This window comes from Micromonospora carbonacea (assembly GCF_014205165.1).
Lineage (GTDB): Bacteria > Actinomycetota > Actinomycetes > Mycobacteriales > Micromonosporaceae > Micromonospora > Micromonospora carbonacea.
On record NZ_JACHMZ010000001.1, the window covers coordinates 6,223,991 to 6,243,833 of the forward strand.

A 19,843-nucleotide genomic window follows, 5' to 3' on the forward strand; every position below is an offset into this window, starting at 1 on the left:
CCGCCCCGCTGACGGCCACGATCAGCAGCTCCGGCCCGCCCTGGGCGATGCCGTCCACGGACACTTCGAGCCGGCAGACCTACTCCCCGCTGCACGCTGTCGGTAGCTGTGCGGCTGAACCTCCCCAACGATGTCGAGGCGGCGTCCGGACGCCGGCAGAACCTGGTCCGCCAAGGCACCCTGCGGGACAACCGCCACGCCGACCACCCAGACGCGCTGGCGACCTCGGTCGCCGTCCACCGCGCGGCCCCTGGCGCCACACCTCGCGGTGCCGGGGAGGCCCCGGTAATGGAGTGCCCGTCCCCGACGCTGCGGATATGGATCTCGGCCGCGACAGCGGGAAAGGCTTGACGCGCCCGCATCCATCGCGCATGGTCGATGAGAATCGATAGACTTAAATATTCCCACATGGGAGGACCGGTGAAGGCCTTCATCACCACCGCCTGGGCTGCGGCCCTGCTGCTCGTCGCCGCGGGCGGCGCGTCCCACGACCGGACGACGGCCGACGCGCCCTGCACCGGGCAGATCCACGCGAACCCGGGGTTCGAGCTGGGCTCCACCGGCTGGACCGTCGGTCCCCGCATGGTCGTACTCGGCGACACGGCCCGGCCCGCACACACCGGCCTCGCGTACGCCGCCTTCGCCGGGCTGGACGTGACACACACCGACCTGCTACGCACCACCGTCACGGTGCCGGCCGGCTGCGACCTGACGGTCCGCTTCTGGGTCCGGACCACCACCACGGAGACCAGCCGCAGCGACTACCTGAACGTCGGCCTCGCAGTCACCGGGATACCCCCGAAGACGAGGTTCTCGCTGGCCTTCGACGGCGGGTCGCAGTGGCGGCAGTACAGCATGTCGACCGGGACTGCGACGACCGACCGCACCGCGACCGCCAGCTTTCTCGCCAGCGAAACCGCCGGCAACGGCGTCACGGCCTTCGACGTCGACGACGTGACCTTCACCTTGAGCTAAGGGACTGCAAGAGCCGCCATCACGGCCGCAGGGACCGCCCTCGGACAACGCGGACCACCGCAACGCCGCGCACGGCGCCGAACGCGGCGGTGGCCGCCGCGCCGAGGGCCCGGTCGGCCCGGTCGGACTCCACCGGCGACCGCGCCTGCTGCACGCCGCCACCACCCTGGCATCGTCCCGGTGCCGCAACGGCACCCCATGACCAGACCCGCTGTCGGCTCCGCCTGAAAACTGACCCCGTGGTTCCGGCTGAATCTTGACCCCTTTCGGAAGCATCGGGAGGTGCTGAGCGTGGAGGACTGGGCGGAGATCCGTCGGTTGCACCGGGCGGAGCGGATGGCGATCAAGGCTATCTGTCGGCGGCTGGGTGTCTCGCGGAACACGGTGCGCAAGGCCTTGGCCAGTCATGAGCCGCCTCGCTATCAGCGGGCGGCGAAGGGTTCGATCGTGGACGCGGTCGAGCCGCAGATCAGGGCGTTGTTGGCCGAGTTCCCGGACATGCCGACGACGGTGATCATGGAACGGGTCGGGTGGACCCGCGGCAAGACGGTGTTCGCTGATCGGGTGCAGCAGCTGCGGCCGTTGTTCCGCCGACCCGACCCGGCGCAGCGGACGGAGTATCTGCCCGGTGAGCTGGCGCAGTGCGATCTGTGGTTCCCGCCAGCGGACGTGCCGTTGGGCTTCGGGCAGGTCGGTCGGCCGCCGGTGCTGGTGATGGTGTCCGGGTATTCGCGGTGGCTGTCGGCGGTGATGATCCCGTCGCGGCAGTCGGCGGACCTGCTGGTCGGGCACTGGACGCTGATCTCCGGGTGGGGCCGGGTGCCGAAGGCTTTGGTGTGGGACAACGAGTCCGCCGTCGGGCAGTGGCGGGGCGGCAGGCCTCAGCTGACGGAGGCGATGAACGCCTTCCGCGGGACCCTCGGTATCAAGGTGATCCAGTGCCGGCCGGCGGACCCGGAGGCCAAGGGCCTGGTCGAGCGGGCCAACGGCTATCTGGAGACCTCGTTCCTGCCCGGACGCCGATTCGCCTCACCGCAGGACTTCAACGTCCAGATGTCCGAGTGGTTGGTGCGGGCGAACAACCGCCAGCATCGGATGCTGGGCTGCCGGCCGGCTGAGCGGTGGGACGCCGACCTGCAGGTGATGCTGCCGCTGCCGCCGGTCGCGCCGGTGGTCGGCTGGCGGCAGACCACTCGGCTGCCCCGCGATCACTACGTTCGCGTGGACGGCAACGACTACTCGGTGCACCCATCCGTGGTCGGGCGACGGGTCGAGGTCACCGCCGACGGCGACCAGGTGGCGGTGTTCTGCGACGGCCGGACGGTGGCCCGGCATGACCGCTGCTGGGCCAAGCATCAGAGCATCACCGACCCCGCCCACCGGCAAGCCGCCGCGGACCTGCGCGTCGCCGCCCAACACAAGCCGACGACCGCGGTCGACGCCCAGGTCGAACGCCGGCCGCTGAGTGACTACGACCGCCTGTTCGGCCTGGACGTTGAGGTGGCTGCGTGATGGCCGCCAAGACCAGCCGCAACGTCGCCTCGGAGATCGCGTTCCTCACCCGCGCACTGAAGGCGCCGTCCCTGGCCGCCTCCGTCGAACGCCTGGCGGAGCGGGCCCGGGCCGAGTCGTGGACGCATGAGGAGTTCCTCGCCGCCTGCCTGCAACGCGAAGTCGCCGCCCGCGAAGCCCACGGCGGTGAGGGCCGCATCCGCGCAGCGAGGTTCCCGGCCCGCAAGAGCCTGGAGGAGTTCGACTTCGACCACCAACGGTCCCTGAAGCGGGAGACGATCGCCCACCTGGGCACCCTCGACTTCGTGGCGTCGAAGGAGAACGTCGTCTTCTTGGGCCCTCCCGGCACCGGCAAGACCCATCTGTCCATCGGCCTGGGGATCCGGGCCTGTCAGGCCGGGCACCGGGTCGCGTTCGCCACCGCCGCCCAATGGGTGTCCCGCCTCGCTGACGCCCACCACGCCGGCCGCCTGCAAGACGAGCTCGTGAAGCTCGGCCGGATCCCGCTGCTGATCGTCGACGAGGTCGGCTACATCCCCTTCGAAGCCGAAGCGGCGAACCTGTTCTTCCAGCTCGTCTCCAACCGCTACGAACGAGCCAGCCTGATCGTCACCAGCAACAAACCCTTCGGCCGGTGGGGCGAAGTGTTCGGCGACGACGTAGTCGCCGCAGCCATGATCGACCGCCTCGTCCACCACGCCGAGGTCATCTCGATGAAGGGCGACAGCTACCGGCTCAAAGACCGCGACCTCGGCCGCGTCCCCGCAGCCACCAAGACCAACGACTGAACATCAACAACCAGCAAGGGGGTCAACATTCGACCGGAACACAGGGGTCAAAGTTCAGCCGGCGTTGACACCCGCCAGGCTCACCGCCACAGGCACCAGCAAAGCCCACCGCCCACCACGGCTGAGGTGCGCATCCGACGGCATCGAGGACTGGCACTCGAAGCGGGACCCACTCAAGGATCCTCAACCGGATGGAGCACCTAGACGACTGCAAACCGCATCGAACCGCTCGTTCGCGCTGCCAAGATCGTTGCAGACGCTCTGCGGGGTTGGCTGCGAACAGGAGTTACGGGTGATGTCCGACCGCCCAGGACGATCGATCGATATGGGGGCGTATCCGCTGCTCAGGTGGCGTTTCTGCTGATCTTCGAGGTGCCCCCGGCAGGATTCGAACCTGCGACACACGGTTTAGGAAACCGATGCTCTATCCCCTGAGCTACGGGGGCGCGAGGGCCTAGTCTAGCGACCTGGGGGTTCACCTGGGGTGGCAGGGAGTGGCCCACGTTCACCCACGTTCCCCGGAACCCCGTTCTCGCAGCCCAGGACCACAGCTCGAGCACACGAACCCCCGTTTGCGACCACGATCGGCTGTGGTGACCCGCGTTGGCGCCGGTTGACCCGGGCTGGCATCCGCTGGCGAGCACACGTCGCGCACATCATCGAAGATCATCGAAAGGGCTCTCTGCGCCGTACGCACCGCCGACCGGCGAACCTCGGAGCGTTCTCCGGGGGTCACCTGGACCCGCTGCGAAACCGACTGCGACGTCACCATGCGTCGCTCAGAGCCGACGTGAGCGAGTCGGCCACGCGACCGGACAGCGGGCTGCGGCGACCGCGCGATGGCATGCAACAGAAACCCGGTGACGTCGACGGTCATCTCCGCGACACTGGCCGACGTGGCAGAGGTCGAAGTCGTCGTCGCCCATCACGAGCGCGCGACCCTGCGCGTCGGAGACGTGTTCCTGAAGATCGACGCCGATCAGACCCGCACCGACGTCGAGGTCGAGGCGATGACCATGGCACCGATCCCCACGCCGGAGATCCTGTGGCGCAAGCCGCCCGTACTCGCGCTCGCCGCCCTGCCTGGAAGGGCACTCGGCCGCCTCGGCGAGCCGTCAACCGCGTCTTCGGCGGCGTGGGCGGCGGCCGGAGCCGCAGCACGGATGCTGCACGACGCGCCGGTGCCGCCGTGGCCCGGTCGCCGCCTCGACGAGTTGGCATCACAACTCGACGACGAATGCGAATGGCTCGTCACGAATGACGTCCTTCCCGCTGACCTGGTCACCCGCAACCGCCGGGTCGCCGAAGCCGCGCTTCGGCCGTGGACTCCGGTGTTCATGCACGGCGACCTGCAGACCGCCCACGTGTTCGTCGACGACGACGAGATCACCGGCGTGCTCGACTGGTCCGAGGCAGGCCAGGGCGACGCCCTGTACGACCTCGCAATCCTGACGCTCGGGCACGAGAATCACCTCGGTGACGTCCTCGCCGGCTACGGCACCGACGTCGACCTCGACATCATCCGCGCGTGGTGGTCATTGCGAAGCCTGCTGGCGATCCGCTGGCTGATGGAACACGGCTTCGATCCAGCCGCACGAGGCTGTGAGGTCGACGTGTTGAGATCCCGGATGTGAGGCCGCACGAGCCCACCTGACACGAGTGCCCTGTGCGGTGGCTGACCTGTCGCACGGCTGGGGTGGCAACTCGCAGTGGCGCACCGGCTTCCGCCGTGACTACCGGCTGGCCGACCGGCTCGTCTACAACGCGGACGCGGCGCTGGACCCGACGCCGCCGCATCCCGGCGGCCCGGACCCGAGCACGGACGTGGACCTGCTGCGTTACCGGTGCAGCACCCTGGTCGACCACGGCGACGACCAGTGGGTGTGGGACAGCCACCACGTCGAGCCGACAGCACCCACCGTCACACCGCCTGAGTAAGCGATGTACCCCGAGCGGGGATCCCCTGACCGGGGGTGCTCCGGCTCCGGTCAGGGGCCGGTTGGGGTGAGTCGTAGTTCGGGGAGGTGTTCGGTGGCGGCGTCGATCACGGTGCGGGCGAGGGCCGCGGGGAGGCCGGCCTGCGCGGCGAGTTCTTCGATGGTGGTGTGTTGGTGGTTGAGGAGGGTGGCGGCTCTGCCGAGGAGGGTGGGTTGTTCGCGGGGGCCGAGGTCGCCGGGTTCGGGGTGGCCCCACTGGGCGAGCAGGCTCATGCCGCGTCGGTAGGTGTGGTCCCGGTAGACGCCGAGGTCGTGTCCCCGGTAGACGAGGGCTTTCAGGCTGATGCCCCAGCGGCGTTTCAGCTCGTGCAGCCGGTCGAAGTCGAGCCGGGCGGGAAGCTCGGCGGCGAGGGTGGTGCTGGGGGCGAGGAACTCGGAGGCGAAGGCGGTGGCTTCCCGTTCCAGGAGTTGGCTGCCCGGCTCGGCGTCGTGGTGCAGCAGGAGGTGGCCGAGTTCGTGGGCGGCGTCCATCCGGGAGCGGGCCTTGTCGTTCTTGGCCGGGTTGAGGAAGACGAACGGCCGCTGGCCGTACCAGTGCGAGAACGCGTCGACCCGTTCGGAGGCGTCCGGCAGGGACAACACGATCACCCCGTGCGCCTCCAGCAGCCGCACCATGTGCGGCACCGGCCCGTCGTCGAGCCCGAACTCCGCACGTGCCGCCGCGGCGACCGTGCGGACGTCCTCGGCTCGCGCGGGTTCCGGCCAGTCGAGCTGCGGCAGCCGCAACTGCGGCAGCCGCAACTGCCGGCCCACGACCTCGACCATCCGCCAGGCGACCTCGCCGAACGCCTCCGCCTGGTCCCGCTCCGCCTGGCTGGTGGCCCGCAGGCTACGGAAGTGCGCCCGCCCCGGCGACGCCGGCGCCGGGACACCGGCGGCGAAGAACTCCACCGGCATCGCCAACGCCAACGCCAACCGCGCCAGCACCGCCGCCGACGGGCGGGCCTGCCCCAGCTCGTACTGGCTGACCGCCGCCGCCGTCACCCCGACCTGCCGGGCCAACTCGTTCTTCCGCATCCGCCGCCACCGCCGCGCCAACCCCAGCGCGTGCGGCTCGAACCCCGCCACGGCCGCGGTGACCGGCACCGGCGGGCGAACCCCGCCCGTCACGCCCGTCGACCAGCGACAACACCGAGGGTACGGCCGACGCCGCCAGCAGGCCGCAGCGTCCCGAGCGGCAGCTCCGGCACGGGCAGCTCGTCGTGCCGCTGCCCCGGCACCCCGACCGGGCCGGCGACGACCGGCAGCGGCGTTCCGGTGGTGGCGTCACCGAACCAGAGCGTCACCTCGAACCACGGCGACCCGCCCTCACGGTTGTCACGGGGCAACCCGAGGTACGCCGTCGCCTCACCCGTGCCGATGTCTCCGGTGTGCGCGACCCGCAGGTGCCGCTTCGGGGGCACCACACCGGCGAAGACCTCCGGGAACTGCTCGTCGTCGTCGAAGGCCAACTGCCCGTCGCGGCTGTTCTCCACCGCCCCACCCAGGCGGGCCTCGCTGCCCTCCCAGCGGATCGACTCGATCCCACCCTGCAACGAGTACAACCGCACCACATAGCCGGCGCAGAGGATCTCCAGGGAGTTGTCCTCCACCCGCACCCGTACCCCGTTGACCCCGTCGAAGGCCGCCTTGCCGAGGTTCGTCAGGTTCCGCCACACCGTGGTGCCGAAACTCATCGCGTCATCGCCGAGGTCCGGCTCGTGGCGGTCCGCGGCCCGCCGGTAGACCTGCCGGATCAACCCGCCCAGCGGCTCCAGCACACCCCGCTCGTCCAGCACCGCCACCGCGTCATCCAGCAAACCCATGCCACAGAATCTAGTCGACACCGCAGTTGATGTTGCCGAAATCAAGCAGCCGACACGCCCAACATCGAACGGCATCGCCCCGCGCGACGTCGCCGAACGAGAACAGAGACACGCGCCCGCCACCCAGGCTGCCCCTCCCGGCAACAGGCGGGAGGCGGCTTCGGGCGCAGTGGGCCTACTCCTCGTCGGGGTTCTCGATGCGGACGCCCAACGCCCCGGCGAGGGCGTACGACAGGGCGACGAGGTCCTGGTGGGCGAGGATCGCGCCGGTCATGCTGATCACGCCGCCGATCCCGGTGAGGTCGCAGCGGGCGAAACGGGCACCGTCCATGCTCGCCTGGGAGAACTGCGCGCCGGTCAGGTCGCAGTCGGTGAAGCGGGCGCCCCGCAGGTCCGCGTTCTGGAAGTCGGCACGGGTCAGGTTGCAGCCCTCGAACACCACGCTCGAGAAGGCCGTGAACCGCCACGACGACAGGTCCAGCCGACTGTCCGAGATCGTGACGTCCCGCAGCGCCCCGTTGACCCACTGCAAGCCCGTCATCCGCGCCGTCGACAGCCGCACCCGGAGCATCGACGACCTCTCCGCCCGCAGGTTCGCCAGGTTCGTACCCTCGAACACGCAGTCGGCGAACCGCGCCGCCTCCAGCCGGGTACCGCTGAGGTCGGTGCGGGTGAAGCGGCACCGGGTGAACTCGGCGCCGTCCGCCGAGCGCCCGGACAGGTCGAAGTCGCCCAGGCCCAGCCGCTCGAACGTCGCCTCGTCGCCGATAGCGAGGTCCCCGGCGGCGGTCAGGTCCGGTGACGCCGGCAGTTTCGGTGCCGCCGGAGCCCGCCACCGGGCGGCACCACGGGTGGACGAACGCGCGACCATGGCGGGCACGCTAGCCGAGCCGGTAGAACCCGCCGACGGCGGCACGCGGGTAGCTATGCGGTTCTGGGCCGCCTTTGTTGGATCTTCTCGGCGACGGCGTCGGCGGCGTCGTGGCGCATCTTTCTGGTGACGCTCTGGTAGGTGTCGCGGGTGAGGGTGGTGGTGGAGTGGCCGAGTTGTTCGGAGACGACCTTGATGTCCACTCCGGCGTCGAGGGCGATGGTGGCCGCGCTGTGTCGCAGGTCGTGTAGGCGGATCGGTGGGAACCCGGCTTGGCGGACGAGTCTGCGGAAGCGTTGGGTGACCCCGCTGGGATGCCACGGCTGGCCGTCGGGGCGGACGAAGAACAGGCCGGTGTCGGGCCACGCCTCGCCGGCGGCGAGGCGCCACTGGGCGCGGCGGGCCCGGTAGGCGGCGAGGACCCTGACCGTGTCGGCGTCGAGGGCGAGGTCGCGGTTGCCCGCTCTGCTCTTGGGCTTCTTGCGCACCGGCGTGTAGCCGTGGGTGGCGATCTGGTGGTTGATCGTCAGCTCGCGTTTGTCGAGGCGGACCTCGGCGTCGAGCAGCCCACAGGCCTCGCCGCGGCGGGGGCCGCGGTAGGCCATGAGGTGCCACATCGGGTACAGGTCGGGCATGTGTTCGCGGGCGTGGTCGAGGAACGCGACGATCTGTTCGTCGGTCCAGACCATGACCGGTCCGGGAACCTTCCCGGTGGCCTTCCACCGTTGTACGCGTTCGGCCTCCCACACGATCGGCACCGGCCGGTCGGCGGGGACCTTGACCAGCGCGGCGGGGTTGGAACCGACGATCACCTCCTCGGCGAGAGCGTCGTTGATGGCCTTACGCAGGCAGGCGCGGATACGCTGCCGCGTCGACGCGCCGGTGGGCCGCACACCCACGACGGACGCGCGCACGTCAGGGTCCGCGCTGGCCTTCGCCTCACGGATGTCCTGGTTGCGGCGTTCGATCGCGGCGAACATGGTCTTGATGTGGCCGGTACGCAGCCTGTCCAGTGGGATCTCTCCGAGGTGCGGGATCAGGTGCACCCGGGTGAGCGACTCGTAACCAACCGCGGTGTTGTCATCGACGGTGAGGTGGGTGAGCCACTCGGTGAGGTACTCGCCGACGGTGACCATGTCGGCCAGCGAACCGTCACCGCGCAGCCGTTGCCGGATCCGGTCCACCTCGGGCAGCGGCCGGCCCGACCGTACGCAGGTCTGCAGCAGGTCGGCGATCTCGGTGCGGCGGCGCCGGTCCCCGACGGCGAGGGCGAGCAGGGCCCGCGCGTGGTCCAGCTCGGCGGCGGCGTCACGGCGGGTCGACAGCCCGGACCGGCGCAACTGCCGTCGCCGGCCGTCACTGGTGGCCGGCAGTTCCAGCTGGTAGGCCCAGTGGCCGTGCTCGAAGCTCCAGGCTTTGTTGGGACGACGCAGCTTCGGGCAGTCGTTGCCCAGCGGCCTGCCGGTATCGGGATGGCGGCAGCCGCAGCGTTTGAAGATGCTCCCGTCTGGCATAGCGTGTGGTGCTCCTCGGCTTGGGGGTGCGGCATCGGTTTGTCGATCGACATCCACGCGTGACACGCCGCGACGATCAAGTCATCGACGGATCGGCCGCCGACAGGGTCGACACTGCGGCCGGCGGGGTCAGCCCTTCGGCCCCGGCGAGGCCGAAGGGCACCGCGTGGGGCGTGGCTGATACGGTGAGGCGGTCATGGCGGGTCACCGCGGTCGTCAGCGGCCCTTTCGTCGAAGCCGGGGTCGGTCGGATGCGGTAGGTGCAGCATGGCCAGGATCGGCGCGGTCGGTACCCGGTAGTGGGCACCGACCCGGTACAGCGGCGTGGGGAACGCATCGCGGCGCGCCAGCTTGTAGGCGGCCGACCGGGACATGCCCAGGACCGCGGCGGCCGTCGCGAGGTCGGTGCTCGGACCCAGCGCGCGGATCCGCTCGACGGTCCACGCCTGCTGCTCCTCACAGCGGGACGCCTCACCGGTGGCGGGCGTAGGGGTTCGGGTTCGTCGTGGCGATCGCATGATCGGTCTCCCTGCTGAAGAAACTCGCGGTGACGTGGTGACAGCACCCGGCGGCGCGGCACGCCGGGTGCGAGCGGTGCGAGGCGTGTCCTGGCATGCGGGCCCGTGGCGCGGCGGTAGCGTGGTCGGCCAGCGGCAGCGGCAGCGGGAGGTCAACGGTGGCCAGGACGTGGTTGTCGATACGGGTCGAACCCGTCTCCGGGCGGGGCGAGGACTACTGGCCCCGGCCGGGCCGGATCCTCGCCGCCGCCAGGTCGCACACGTTCGAGCAACTGGGCACGGCCATCGACCTGGCCTTCGCCCGCTGGGACCTCGCGCACCTACGGCTGTTCACCCTGGCCGACCAGACCCCCGTCTGCTCCTTCCGAACGTGGGAAGACATGCCGGACGACGCGGTGGACAGCGACAGGACCACACTGAGCCAACTCACCCCGAGCGACCAGTTCACCTACGTGTTCGACATGGGCGACGACTGGACCCACCTGTGCACCGTCGCCGACCACCGCATCGACCCACTCGACGAACTCGGCCTGATGGCCGCCCAGCCCACCCCGTACGAGGGCTGGGGCGACCTACCGGACCAGTACGGCCGCCGCTGGAACGGCGACAACGGGTCCCCCGCGCCAAGGGTCACGTCCGCGCTGGTGGTGTAAGAGACGGCCATCGCGTGATCCGGTCTGATGCTATGCGGCGATTGGTGCTGCGTTGGGCTGGTCGGTGTCGTGTTGGCGGGTGTCGACGGTGATCAGGCGGGCTTTGGCGAGGAGTTCCAGGCCCATGTAGCGGCGTCTTTCGGTCCACTCGTCGGTCTGCTCGGCCAGGACCGCGCCGACGAGTCTGATGATCGCCGCCCGGTTGGGAAAGATGCCGACGACGTCGGTGCGGCGGCGGATCTCCTTGTTCAACCGCTCCTGGGGATTGTTGGACCAGATCTGGCGCCAGATCTCGCGGGGGAAGCCGGTGAAGGCGAGCAGGTCGTCGCGGGCGGCGTCGAGGTGTTCGGCCGCAGCGGGGAACTTCGCTTCGATCGTGGCGACGACCCGCCGGAACTGGGCGTGGACGGCGTCGGCGTCGGGCTGGTCGAAGATCGTGCGGACGAGGGTGGCGATCCACGGCTGCGCCGATCTGGGGACCTTCGTGAGCAGGTTGCGCAAGTAGTGGGTGCGGCATCGTTGCCAGGCGGCGCCGGGCAGCGCGGCGCCGATCGCTGCGACGAGGCCGCGATGGGCGTCGGAGATGACGAGCTGGACGCCGGACAGTCCGCGGGCCGTCAGGGACCGCAGGAATGCCAGCCATCCGGCCCCGTCTTCGTCCGAGGCGACGTCGACGCCGAGGACTTCACGTTGGCCGTCGGCGTTGACCCCGACGGCGACCAGAGCGTGGACGTTGACGGTGCGGCCGTGCTCGCGGACCTTCATCGTCAACGCGTCGGTCCACACGAACGTGTAGTGGGCGGCGTCGAGGGGCCGGTTGCGGAACGCCTCGACTTGGGCGTCCAGGTGGGCGGCCATCTCCGAGACCTGCGACTTCGACAGCTGCCGGATCCCGAGCTGCTCGACCAGCTTCTCCACCCGCCGCGTCGACACCCCGAGCAGATAGCTCGTGGCGACCACTGAGACCAGGGCCTGCTCGGCCCGCCGCCGGTGCGTCAGCAGCCAGTCCGGGAAGTAGGAGCCCTGCCGCAGCTTCGGGATCGCCAGGTCGATCGTGCCGGCCCGGGTGTCCCACTCCCGAGGCCGGTAGCCGTTGCGGGAGTTGACCCGCTCGTCGCTGCGCTGTCCGTAACCGGCGCCGCAGATCGCGTCGGCCTCGGCGGACATCACCGCCTGCGCGAACGTTTTGATCATCGCCTGCAACACGTCCGGCGACGCGCCCTCGATCTGCTCGCGCAGCAGGTCAACGGGGTTCACACTCTCTGAAGCGGCCATCGCGTTCTCTCTTCCTTCTCTGACTTGGTCGTCTTGAAGGATCGACGCGATGGCCGTCTCTCATCTACGCAACACGCCCAACACGGGCAAGTCGTACACCACTTCCGTGGACGCAACCCACTTCGGCGCGGTGGCCTGGTTCCGCGAGGACCGTGCGCCTCCTGGCTGGTGTAGGTGTCATCCGAGGTCGTATTCATCCTCGGGTTGATGAGCAAGAGCGTCCGGGTGGGGTGGATGTGACTGACGGGGAGAGTGGCGCGTACATGAGTGTTCACACGGTGAGCGGTGAGGGCCTTCGGGCCGCGATGGTTGATCAGCTGGTCGCTGATCACGCGGCGAAGGGGCTGACGATGCGGCCGGAGGTGGAGGCGGCGCTGAGGACGGTTCCCCGCGAGCTGTTCACGCCGGGGGTGGCGGTGGAGGAGGCGTACCGCAGCGACACCGCAGTGATCACCAAGCGGCGCGGCGACGAGACCGTCAGTTCCGTGTCGGCTCCGTGGCTGATCGCGGAGATGCTCGGTCAGGCCGCTGACGCCCTCGGCGGGTTGCAGGGGCGGCATGTGCTGGAGGTCGGATCGGGTGGCTACAACGCGTCGCTGTTGCGGGAGTTGGTAGGCGCGTCGGGTTCGGTGCGGACCGTGGACATCGACCCGGACGTGACCGCGCGGGCCGTGGCGTGCCTCGCGGCAGCGGGCTACGGCGATGTCACGGTTGTGTGCGCGGACGCGGAGCAGCCGATCGGGCCGGTCCGCCGCTACGACCTGATCATCGTGACGGCCGGTGCGTGGGACATTCCCCCGGCGTGGATGGCGCAGCTGGCCGAGGATGGTGTGCTCGTCGCGCCGCTGCGGACGTTCGGGATGACCCGGTCGTGGGCGCTGCGCCGGGTTGGTGACCGGCTGGTCGGCCACAGCCAGCGGCTGTGTGGGTTCGTGGCGATGCAGGGCGCCGGCGCCCACGAGATGCGGTACGTCGACATCGCCGACGGCGTCCACCTGCGGCTGGACGAGGGACAGCGGATCGATCCGGAATCCGTCGGCGGCCTGCTGACGCGGCGGCGGGAGCAGGCGTGGGCCGGGGTGAGCCTGCCGCCTCGCACCGTCCTTGCCGACCTGGACCTGTGGCTGGCGGCCCGACTCGCCGACGAGGCGGGTCAGTTCGTGGTGCTCTCCGCGCAGCAGGAGGCGGTCGACGCCGGAGTCGTCGCTCCCGCGTGGCGTTTCGGTACGCCCGCCATTTTGCGCGAGGGCACGTTCACCTACCGGTCGGCGTTGCGCTGGACCGAGGACATGTTCGACCTGGGCGCGTGCGCGCACGGGCCCGACGCCCCTGCTGAGGCGGGGCGCCTCGTCGGGCACATGCGCGCGTGGGTGGACGCTGGCCAGCCCTCGCCGGTGCTGCACGTCCTGCCCGCAGGTACTCCCGACGGCGACCTGCCGGCCGGGACGGTGCTGGACAAGCGGCACAGCCGTGTCGTCCTCACCTTCACCCCCGCATAGGAAGGAAAGCGAGTGGACACCAAGGAACTCGAGGAGTACGACCTGGACGTCACCCTGGTGGACGCCGGACCCGCCGCGAGCGGGTACGCCACCAACACCGACGACAACTGCGGCTCGGGCAACACGGGCTCCAACGCCTGCTCCGGCGGCAGGTAACCGGCTTTCACGCCTTCCGGGCCCGGCGTTGACCAACGCCGGGCCCCCGGTTTCGAGGGTGCGTCATGTTCTCCACGGCTGGTGCGGCGATGATCAGAGTCGCCGCCTACCCGAGCGGTATGGCCCTTCCCGCATGGCCCGACCTGACGTCCGACCAGCCCGAGCAGTGGCGGGAGTGGCTGACGACGGCATGGGCGCTGCCCGGGTTCGCCGTCGCCGTCGCTGGCGCCACACCACACCTGGCTGAGCAGATCACCCAGGCCGTGACCGGCAACGAGCCGGTCCCGCCACACCGGCTGCGACGCGTGATCGAGTCGGCTGTCCGGTACCTGCTGAGATGGACCACCCGCGCGACCCCGTTCGGCACCTTCGCCGGCGTCGCCCCGGTCGAGTTCGGTGCCCGCGCGTCGGTCCGCTGGGGCGAGGCGCATCACGAAGTGCCCCGACCTGACGGGCAGTTCGTCGCCGACCACACCGCGCGGGCCGAGCAGGACCTGGCCCTGCTGCGCAACGTCGCGGTGGTGACGAACTCGTTGGGCTACCGCCGCGGCGACAGGTGGGTGCTGCCCTGCGCCCGCTCCGACGGCGACCGCCGGTGGGATGTGGAGATTCGCCTGACCGGGCCAATCCAGGCGGCGCTCGACGCGGCGACGTCCCCGCTGCGCTTCGCCGAACTCGCCACCCGGATCGCCGGGGCGACGCTCACCGAGGTCGACGTGACCGAACGCCTGCTGGCCTCGCTGGTACGGGCGGGTGTCCTTCTGTCCGCGCTGCGGCCGGCGATGACCGTCACCGACCCGGCCACGTACCTGGCCCGCCACCTTGCGTTACCCGACCCCGGCGACCGCGTCGCGGTCGATCTGCGGATCGACGCCGCGGTAACGCTGCCCCCGGCGGTGCTGCGTGAGGCGGGCCGGGCCGCGTCGACGCTGGCGGCGGTGGCGCCACCGCATCCCGGATGGGCGGAGTACCACGCAGCGTTCATCGAACGGTGGGGTCCGGGCGCGGCCGTTCCGATACGCGACGTGCTGAACGTCCTGGGCTTTCCCGCCGGATACCGGGGTTCGACCCGACGCGTACCTGCGGTGTTCACCACCCGAGACCGCCTGCTCGCGCAGCTCGCCCAGCAGTCGGCGCTGAACGACTGCGCGGAGATAGTCCTCGACGACGAGCTGATCGGCCGCCTTCGCAGCGACGACCGACCGCTGATGCCGCACACCGAGCTACGGTTCACCCTCGCCGCCGATACCCCACGCGACTTGGACCGAGGCGCGTTCACCTTGACCGTGGTCAGCGGATCCCGCCACGCCGGTGCCGCTTCCGGCCGGTTCCTCCACCTGCTCACCAGCGCCGAGCTGGCATCGTGGCAGCAGGTCTACCAGCGCCTACCGACCGTCCTGCCCGGCGCGCACGTGACACAACTGTCCGGCCCGCCACTGGACGCTCACCTTGCGCCACTCGCCCGGACCCCGGAACTATTGCCGGTCCTGCCGGTCGGGGACTTCCACCCCGATCCGCCCTACACCGTCGCGGACCTCGCCGTGACCGGCGACGGCCAACGACTCTGGTTGGTGTCGCGCACAACCGGCCGACCGATCGAGCCGTTGCTGCTCAACAGCGTGCTGCTACCCGGTCTCCAACAGCCCCTGCTGCGGTTCCTGACCGAGATCTGGACGGCGTGGTCGGCTCCGTGCAGCAGATTCGACTGGGGCCACGCCCACGGCCTGCCATACCTGCCACGCGTCCGCCACGGACGCAGCGTCCTGCACCCCGCCCGCTGGGCCATCGACCGATCCGCCTTTCCTCGCACTGCGCCGTGGCCGGAGTGGCGCGACACCTGGCAGCGACACCGTGACCGGCACCGCATCCCCGGCGAGGTCCTGGTGGGAGACGACGACGTGCGGCTGCGTCTGGACCTGGACGACGATGCCCACCTGGCAGTACTACGCACGCACCTCGCCCGACATGCCCGCACCATCCTCACCGAGGCCCCGGGCCCGGCTGGCTGGATCGGTGGCAGGCCCGCCGAACTCCTGCTCACCCTCACCGCCGCGCCGCCGGCCGCCCCGCCGCCCCGGCCGGTCCGTGCCGTATCGGCCCTGCGGCACCGACCCGGCCAGTCACCGTGGCTGGAAGCCAGGGTGTACGGCCGGCCAGACGACATCCTCGCCGATCTCGCCCGCCAGCCCACCAACATCCTGCCGGCCGGCTGGTGGTTTCTGCGGTACCCCGACCCCGAACCCCACCTACGGGCTGCGCATCCCCCAACACCGGGTGGGGCGATCCACCGACACCGCCGGGAACCTCGCCCGGTGGGCACAGCGCCTGGAACACGACGGCGTCCTGCACGACTACACCCTGCACACCTACCGGCCGGAAACCCGTCACGGCACCGGCCCGGCCCTCGCCGCCGCCGAAGCGGTGTTCGCCGCTGACTCCCGCACGGCCCTACGACGGCTGACCGGCGACCGGCAAGCCGCCACCGCCGCCACGATGATCACCATCGCCGACGGATTCACCAGCGACGGACCCCGCTGGCTCACCGAGCACGTCCCCCACCGCAGCGGCCCCCGCCTGAACCCCACCCAACTCGACCTCGCCCGAATCCCCCACCGAGACGACGACCTCACCACGGCGTTGGCTACCTACCGGAGGCTGGCCCACACCGACGGCCTCGATCTCGACCACGTGCTGGCCGACCTGCTGCACCTGCACCACGCCCGGATGATCGGCGTCGACACCGCCTCCGAGCGGCACTGCCTGCGCCTGGCCCGCGCCGTCGCCCGCACCCACCGGGAAACGACATGACAACCGGCCAGTCACTCGCCGACGGCGCAGCCGGCGTCGCCCTCCTGCACCTGGAAACCGGCAACTGGCCAGCCGCACACGCCGCCCTGCGAGACGCCACCGCCAATGGCGTCAGCATCTCCGACGGCGCCAGCCTCTACTACGGTGCCCCCGCGCTCGCCTTCGTTCTCGCCTCGACCAGCCACCCAGGCCTCGCCCGCGCACGAGCGGTCGCAGCATCCGGGACCGCCACGGTGACCCGACGGCGGCTGAACGCAGCCCACCGCCGCCTCGACGCCCGCCTACGGCCGCACTACGCCGAGTACGACCTCATCCGCGGCCTGACCGGACTCGGTGTCGCCCTGCGCCGCCTCGGCGACCACGACCTGCTCCGCCAGGTGTTGGACTACCTGGTCCGGCTCACCGAACCCCTCAACGGACTTCCCGGCTGGTGGTGCGCCAACAGCTCCGACCGCAACCAGCCGCCACCACCCGGAGGCCACGCCAACCACGGTATGGCCCACGGCATCACCGGCCCGCTCGCGCTCCTCGCTCTGACCCTGAGCGACGGCATCACCGTCACCGGCCACACTGACGCGATCCACCGCATCTGCCGATGGCTCGACAGTTGGCAGCAACACAGCACCGACGCCACCTGGTGGCCGCAAACACTCACCCTCGCCGACCTACACCACGGCACACCAGCACAGCGGCAACCGCTGCGCCCCTCTTGGTGCTACGGCACTCCCGGCATCGCCCGAGCACAGCAACTGGCCGCCCTCGCCCTGGGCGACACCATCCGCCAACGCCGCGCCGAAGCCGCCTTCACCGCCTGCGTCGACGACCCCGCCCAGATCCGCCGGCTCAACGACCGCAGCCTCTGTCACGGCACCGCCGGGCTGCTCGCCACCGGCCGTCGCATCACCGCAGACGCCCTCGCGCCGACATCCCTCACCCCACTGGCACGTCTGCACCAGAACGCCAATCGCACCAAGGAAGAAGGCACCGGTTTCCTCGACGGAACCACCGGCTCCGCCCTCGCCACAGCCGCCGCCACCTCAACCTCCTGGGACGCCTGCCTCCTACTCACCTGACGAAAGGCCAACCATGGAAGAAGGCACCTGGAAGCAGGTCACCATCACCTACCCCGGACAGGACCGCCAGGAACGCGAACGACACGCCGTACCGCACCTACGCCACATCCTGCCCGCCGCCGAGACGTCCGGGCTCATCACCTCCTGGTGGTTCATACGCAAAGGCGCCTGGCGCATCCGCTACCTGCCAGCCCCACCGCATGACGGCCGCGATCCAGTACACCGCCTACTCACCGACGCGGTCACCTGGACCACCGACATCTACGAACCCGAGATCCACGCCTTCGGCGGCCCCGAAGCGATGAACGCCGCCCACACGCTGTTTCACCACGACAGCCACCACCTCCTCACCTACCTCCACACCCCGCCGGTCGACCGTCGGGAACGCTCACTGACCCTGTGCACCGCGCTGATGCGCACCGCAGGGCTGGACCTCAACGAACAAGGCGACGTCTGGGCCCGCGTCGCCCAGCACCGGGCCGAACACCTCAACCGGCTAACCATTCCCCACACCTGGGAGGCTTTCACCGGCAAGGTCCGCCACCTCCTACTCGGCTCAACCCGCGACACCCGCGACTGGCAGGCCGGGTTCGACAACGCCGGAACCGCCCTCCGACACCTACGCGAGACAGGCAGGCTCACCCGTGGCCTACGCGCAGTCATCGCAGAACACGTGATCTTCCACTGGAACCGGCTCGGTCTCCCCGCCACCACCCAAGCCACGCTCGCCCAAGCGGCCACGGAGGCCATCTTCGGCAGCGCTCCCGCGTTGCCCAGGAGGTAGAAGTGGAGTCCTACCCGCCACGCCAGCACGCCACACGATTCAGCTCCACACCCAGCCCGCCCGCGATCCGATAGTGTCGAATCGCCGTGTACCAAGCACCGCAACAATCGGCTCGACGCGGGCCGATGCAGGCGGAAGGCCGAGCCCATGATCGATCGTCAGGACCTCCAGCACGCAAGAAACGATCTCGGTCGCAGACTCGCCGCCCTGCGTACGTCGCGAGGGCTCATCCAGCAAGCCCTCGCACGTCAGGTACACACGACACGCAGCACCCTGGCCATGGTCGAGCGCGGCCGGCAGGTCGTCGACCGGATCTTCTGGCTTCGCTGCGATGCGCTGCTGGAAGCAGACGGTCAGCTACTGGCCGCCTACGACGCCTACCGACATCTCCACGCCGAGTTCAACACGCAAAGAGCCGAGGCCGCCCAGCGAGCACGGTGGGGAGCAACACCCGAGGCGGTCATGACAGCCAACGACGCCACAGCCTGCGAACACCGCGAACTCGGCAACAAGCAACCCCACAACGAGCGGCCAGAAACTGACCTCACGACCACACGACACCGGCAGCCGTCAGCCGTTGACGCGGAGGCTGGCCACCGCGAGGAAGACGACAACCGCACTGCCGCCCGCCTGCTCACCCACCTTCGCCACCACCTGCTCGCACCCCACCAACCGAAACAGGCGATCGACCCGACCATGCTCCCGGAGGTCCGTCAACGGGTCGCGCACATCCACAGCCTCTACCAGCGTGGGAACTACGCCGAGACGATCCGGGAGCTGGCCGACACGATCGAGCAGGCGGACGTCCTTACCCGCGTCTGCGCCGACAACCATCGCATCCGAGCCGCTGCCGTCCTCTCGGCGGCGAACCTCGCCGCCTCCAAGGTCGCCGTCAAACTCGGCGACCCCAGCCTCGCCTGGATAGCTGCCGACCGCGCCGCCCGCATCGCCACCGACCAAGCCGAGGACACCGCCCTCGTCGCCGCAGCGGCATTCTCCGTGGGAACCGCACTGCTGGCCATGCCAAACCGCACCGACAGCGCAGAGGCAGTGGTGCTGTCGGCCCTTGACCGCGTCGCAGCGACCCCACATCCACACGGGCCTCGGACGCTATCGACTCAGGGAGCACTGACCCTGCTCGCAGCCTTGGTCGCCGCCCGCCAAGCCCAGCCCGCCACCGCCGAACGGCATCTCAACGACGCGTACGCCCTAGCCCAACGGATCGGCGCTGACCGCAACGACCTCTGGACCGGCTTCGGACCAACGAACGTCATGATCCACCGCATCAATATCGCCGCCCGAACAGACCGACCACAGCTAGCCATCCATCTCGGCGAACAACTCGACACCTCATCGCTGCCGAAAGCGCTGATGAGCCGCCGCGCCCAGGTTCACCTCGACCTCGCAGCGGCCAACGCCACCTCACCCGACAACGATCCCGCAGCCGTGCTGCACCTGCTCGAAGCCGAACGCATCGCACCCCAGACGGTGCATGTGCACGCCAGAACACGCCACCTGATCGGTGACCTACTCGCCCGTGAACGCCGCGCCGTCACCCCCGGCCTGCGAGCACTCGCCGAACGAGCGGAGATCACCGCGTAATGCCCGAACCTGC

At 70.1% G+C, this 19,843-nt stretch carries 17 protein-coding genes, 1 tRNA gene and 1 pseudogene; 12 read left to right on the forward strand and 7 right to left on the reverse strand.

What is annotated here, in order from left to right; translation table 11 throughout:
- Positions 1 to 420: 420 nt before the first annotated feature.
- The 3 genes from HDA31_RS25950 (at position 421) to istB (ending at position 3,275) form a co-directional block, all read left to right on the forward strand.
- The gene (locus HDA31_RS25950; RefSeq protein ID WP_178063217.1) at positions 421 to 975 is read left to right on the forward strand and encodes a hypothetical protein; all 555 of its coding nucleotides are present in this window, start codon (positions 421 to 423) and stop codon (positions 973 to 975) included.
- Positions 976 to 1,257: 282 nt separating this feature from the next.
- Entirely contained in the window at positions 1,258 to 2,487 is a 1,230-nt protein-coding gene (istA, locus tag HDA31_RS25955) for an IS21 family transposase (RefSeq protein ID WP_178062896.1), read from the forward strand.
- Positions 2,487 to 3,275 (forward strand): IS21-like element helper ATPase IstB, encoded by a 789-nt coding sequence (gene istB / locus HDA31_RS25960; protein ID WP_178062895.1) that lies wholly within the window; start codon positions 2,487 to 2,489, stop codon positions 3,273 to 3,275. Before istA ends, istB begins: the two co-directional genes overlap by 1 nt.
- Before the next feature lie 373 nt (positions 3,276 to 3,648).
- Here the strand turns inward: istB and HDA31_RS25965 are convergent.
- Positions 3,649 to 3,721 (reverse strand) — tRNA-Arg (locus HDA31_RS25965).
- Between the two features lie 414 nt (positions 3,722 to 4,135).
- Here HDA31_RS25965 and HDA31_RS25970 point away from each other — a divergent pair.
- Complete coding sequence (locus HDA31_RS25970) at positions 4,136 to 4,909, forward strand: phosphotransferase family protein (protein ID WP_246384336.1); 774 nt, start codon at positions 4,136 to 4,138, stop codon at positions 4,907 to 4,909.
- A gap of 37 nt (positions 4,910 to 4,946) precedes the next feature.
- Positions 4,947 to 5,213 carry a hypothetical protein gene (locus tag HDA31_RS25975; protein ID WP_178063216.1) on the forward strand — a complete coding sequence of 89 codons (267 nt, stop codon included), beginning with the start codon at positions 4,947 to 4,949 and terminating at the stop codon, positions 5,211 to 5,213.
- A 50-nt stretch (positions 5,214 to 5,263) separates the two neighbouring features.
- On the opposite strand, the gene HDA31_RS25980 is transcribed toward HDA31_RS25975, so the two are convergent.
- The 5 genes from HDA31_RS25980 to HDA31_RS26000 all read right to left on the reverse strand — a co-directional run bounded on the left by HDA31_RS25980 (position 5,264) and on the right by HDA31_RS26000 (position 9,980).
- On the reverse strand, positions 5,264 to 6,358 hold the full coding sequence (locus HDA31_RS25980; protein ID WP_219824993.1) for an XRE family transcriptional regulator: 1,095 nt from the start codon (positions 6,356 to 6,358) through the stop codon (positions 5,264 to 5,266).
- A gap of 20 nt (positions 6,359 to 6,378) precedes the next feature.
- On the reverse strand, positions 6,379 to 7,077 hold the full coding sequence (locus tag HDA31_RS25985) for a hypothetical protein (protein WP_178063215.1): 699 nt from the start codon (positions 7,075 to 7,077) through the stop codon (positions 6,379 to 6,381).
- Between the two features lie 175 nt (positions 7,078 to 7,252).
- Positions 7,253 to 7,948, reverse strand: a complete 696-nt coding sequence (locus tag HDA31_RS25990; RefSeq protein WP_178063214.1) for a pentapeptide repeat-containing protein — start codon at positions 7,946 to 7,948, stop codon at positions 7,253 to 7,255.
- 53 nt (positions 7,949 to 8,001) lie between these two features.
- A complete protein-coding gene (locus HDA31_RS25995; protein ID WP_178063213.1) occupies positions 8,002 to 9,462 on the reverse strand; it encodes a tyrosine-type recombinase/integrase in 1,461 nt (486 codons plus the stop codon).
- 194 nt (positions 9,463 to 9,656) lie between these two features.
- Positions 9,657 to 9,980: a helix-turn-helix domain-containing protein gene (locus HDA31_RS26000; protein ID WP_219824992.1), complete on the reverse strand. Its 324-nt coding sequence runs from the start codon at positions 9,978 to 9,980 to the stop codon at positions 9,657 to 9,659.
- 158 nt (positions 9,981 to 10,138) lie between these two features.
- On the opposite strand from HDA31_RS26000, the gene HDA31_RS26005 reads away from it, so the two are divergent.
- Positions 10,139 to 10,633 carry an IS1096 element passenger TnpR family protein gene (locus HDA31_RS26005; RefSeq protein ID WP_178063212.1) on the forward strand — a complete coding sequence of 165 codons (495 nt, stop codon included), beginning with the start codon at positions 10,139 to 10,141 and terminating at the stop codon, positions 10,631 to 10,633.
- A 30-nt stretch (positions 10,634 to 10,663) separates the two neighbouring features.
- On the opposite strand, the gene HDA31_RS26010 is transcribed toward HDA31_RS26005, so the two are convergent.
- Positions 10,664 to 11,908: an IS256 family transposase gene (locus HDA31_RS26010; protein ID WP_178062888.1), complete on the reverse strand. Its 1,245-nt coding sequence runs from the start codon at positions 11,906 to 11,908 to the stop codon at positions 10,664 to 10,666.
- A gap of 263 nt (positions 11,909 to 12,171) precedes the next feature.
- Between HDA31_RS26010 and fxlM the strand changes: the two genes are divergently transcribed.
- The 6 genes and pseudogenes from fxlM (at position 12,172) to HDA31_RS26040 (ending at position 19,830) form a co-directional block, all read left to right on the forward strand.
- Positions 12,172 to 13,407: a methyltransferase, FxLD system gene (fxlM, locus tag HDA31_RS26015; protein WP_178063211.1), complete on the forward strand. Its 1,236-nt coding sequence runs from the start codon at positions 12,172 to 12,174 to the stop codon at positions 13,405 to 13,407.
- Positions 13,408 to 13,419: 12 nt separating this feature from the next.
- Positions 13,420 to 13,563: an FxLD family lanthipeptide gene (locus HDA31_RS26020; protein WP_074475007.1), complete on the forward strand. Its 144-nt coding sequence runs from the start codon at positions 13,420 to 13,422 to the stop codon at positions 13,561 to 13,563.
- 65 nt (positions 13,564 to 13,628) lie between these two features.
- Positions 13,629 to 16,371: pseudogene (locus HDA31_RS26025) on the forward strand (lantibiotic dehydratase).
- On the forward strand, positions 16,368 to 17,444 hold the full coding sequence (locus tag HDA31_RS26030; RefSeq protein ID WP_178063210.1) for a lanthionine synthetase C family protein: 1,077 nt from the start codon (positions 16,368 to 16,370) through the stop codon (positions 17,442 to 17,444). Before HDA31_RS26025 ends, HDA31_RS26030 begins: the two are co-directional and overlap by 4 nt.
- A 13-nt stretch (positions 17,445 to 17,457) precedes the next feature.
- Positions 17,458 to 18,228 (forward strand): thiopeptide-type bacteriocin biosynthesis protein, encoded by a 771-nt coding sequence (locus tag HDA31_RS26035; RefSeq protein ID WP_178063209.1) that lies wholly within the window; start codon positions 17,458 to 17,460, stop codon positions 18,226 to 18,228.
- Positions 18,229 to 18,375: 147 nt separating this feature from the next.
- The gene (locus tag HDA31_RS26040) at positions 18,376 to 19,830 is read left to right on the forward strand and encodes a helix-turn-helix domain-containing protein (protein ID WP_178063208.1); all 1,455 of its coding nucleotides are present in this window, start codon (positions 18,376 to 18,378) and stop codon (positions 19,828 to 19,830) included.
- The last annotated feature ends 13 nt before the right edge of the window (positions 19,831 to 19,843 follow it).

Bases quoted from the DNA above. Each gene is read 5' to 3' on its own strand.
- istB (WP_178062895.1), top strand. From the start codon at position 2,487: ATGGCCGCCAAGACCAGCCGCAACGTCGCCTCGGAGATCGCGTTCCTC.
- HDA31_RS25985 (WP_178063215.1), bottom strand. From the start codon at position 7,077: ATGGGTTTGCTGGATGACGCGGTGGCGGTGCTGGACGAGCGGGGTGTG.
- HDA31_RS25990 (WP_178063214.1), bottom strand. From the start codon at position 7,948: ATGGTCGCGCGTTCGTCCACCCGTGGTGCCGCCCGGTGGCGGGCTCCG.
- HDA31_RS25995 (WP_178063213.1), bottom strand. From the start codon at position 9,462: ATGCCAGACGGGAGCATCTTCAAACGCTGCGGCTGCCGCCATCCCGAT.
- HDA31_RS26000 (WP_219824992.1), bottom strand. From the start codon at position 9,980: ATGCGATCGCCACGACGAACCCGAACCCCTACGCCCGCCACCGGTGAG.
- HDA31_RS26010 (WP_178062888.1), bottom strand. From the start codon at position 11,908: ATGGCCGCTTCAGAGAGTGTGAACCCCGTTGACCTGCTGCGCGAGCAG.
- fxlM (WP_178063211.1), top strand. From the start codon at position 12,172: ATGAGTGTTCACACGGTGAGCGGTGAGGGCCTTCGGGCCGCGATGGTT.
- HDA31_RS26030 (WP_178063210.1), top strand. From the start codon at position 16,368: ATGACAACCGGCCAGTCACTCGCCGACGGCGCAGCCGGCGTCGCCCTC.
- HDA31_RS26035 (WP_178063209.1), top strand. From the start codon at position 17,458: ATGGAAGAAGGCACCTGGAAGCAGGTCACCATCACCTACCCCGGACAG.
- HDA31_RS26040 (WP_178063208.1), top strand. From the start codon at position 18,376: ATGATCGATCGTCAGGACCTCCAGCACGCAAGAAACGATCTCGGTCGC.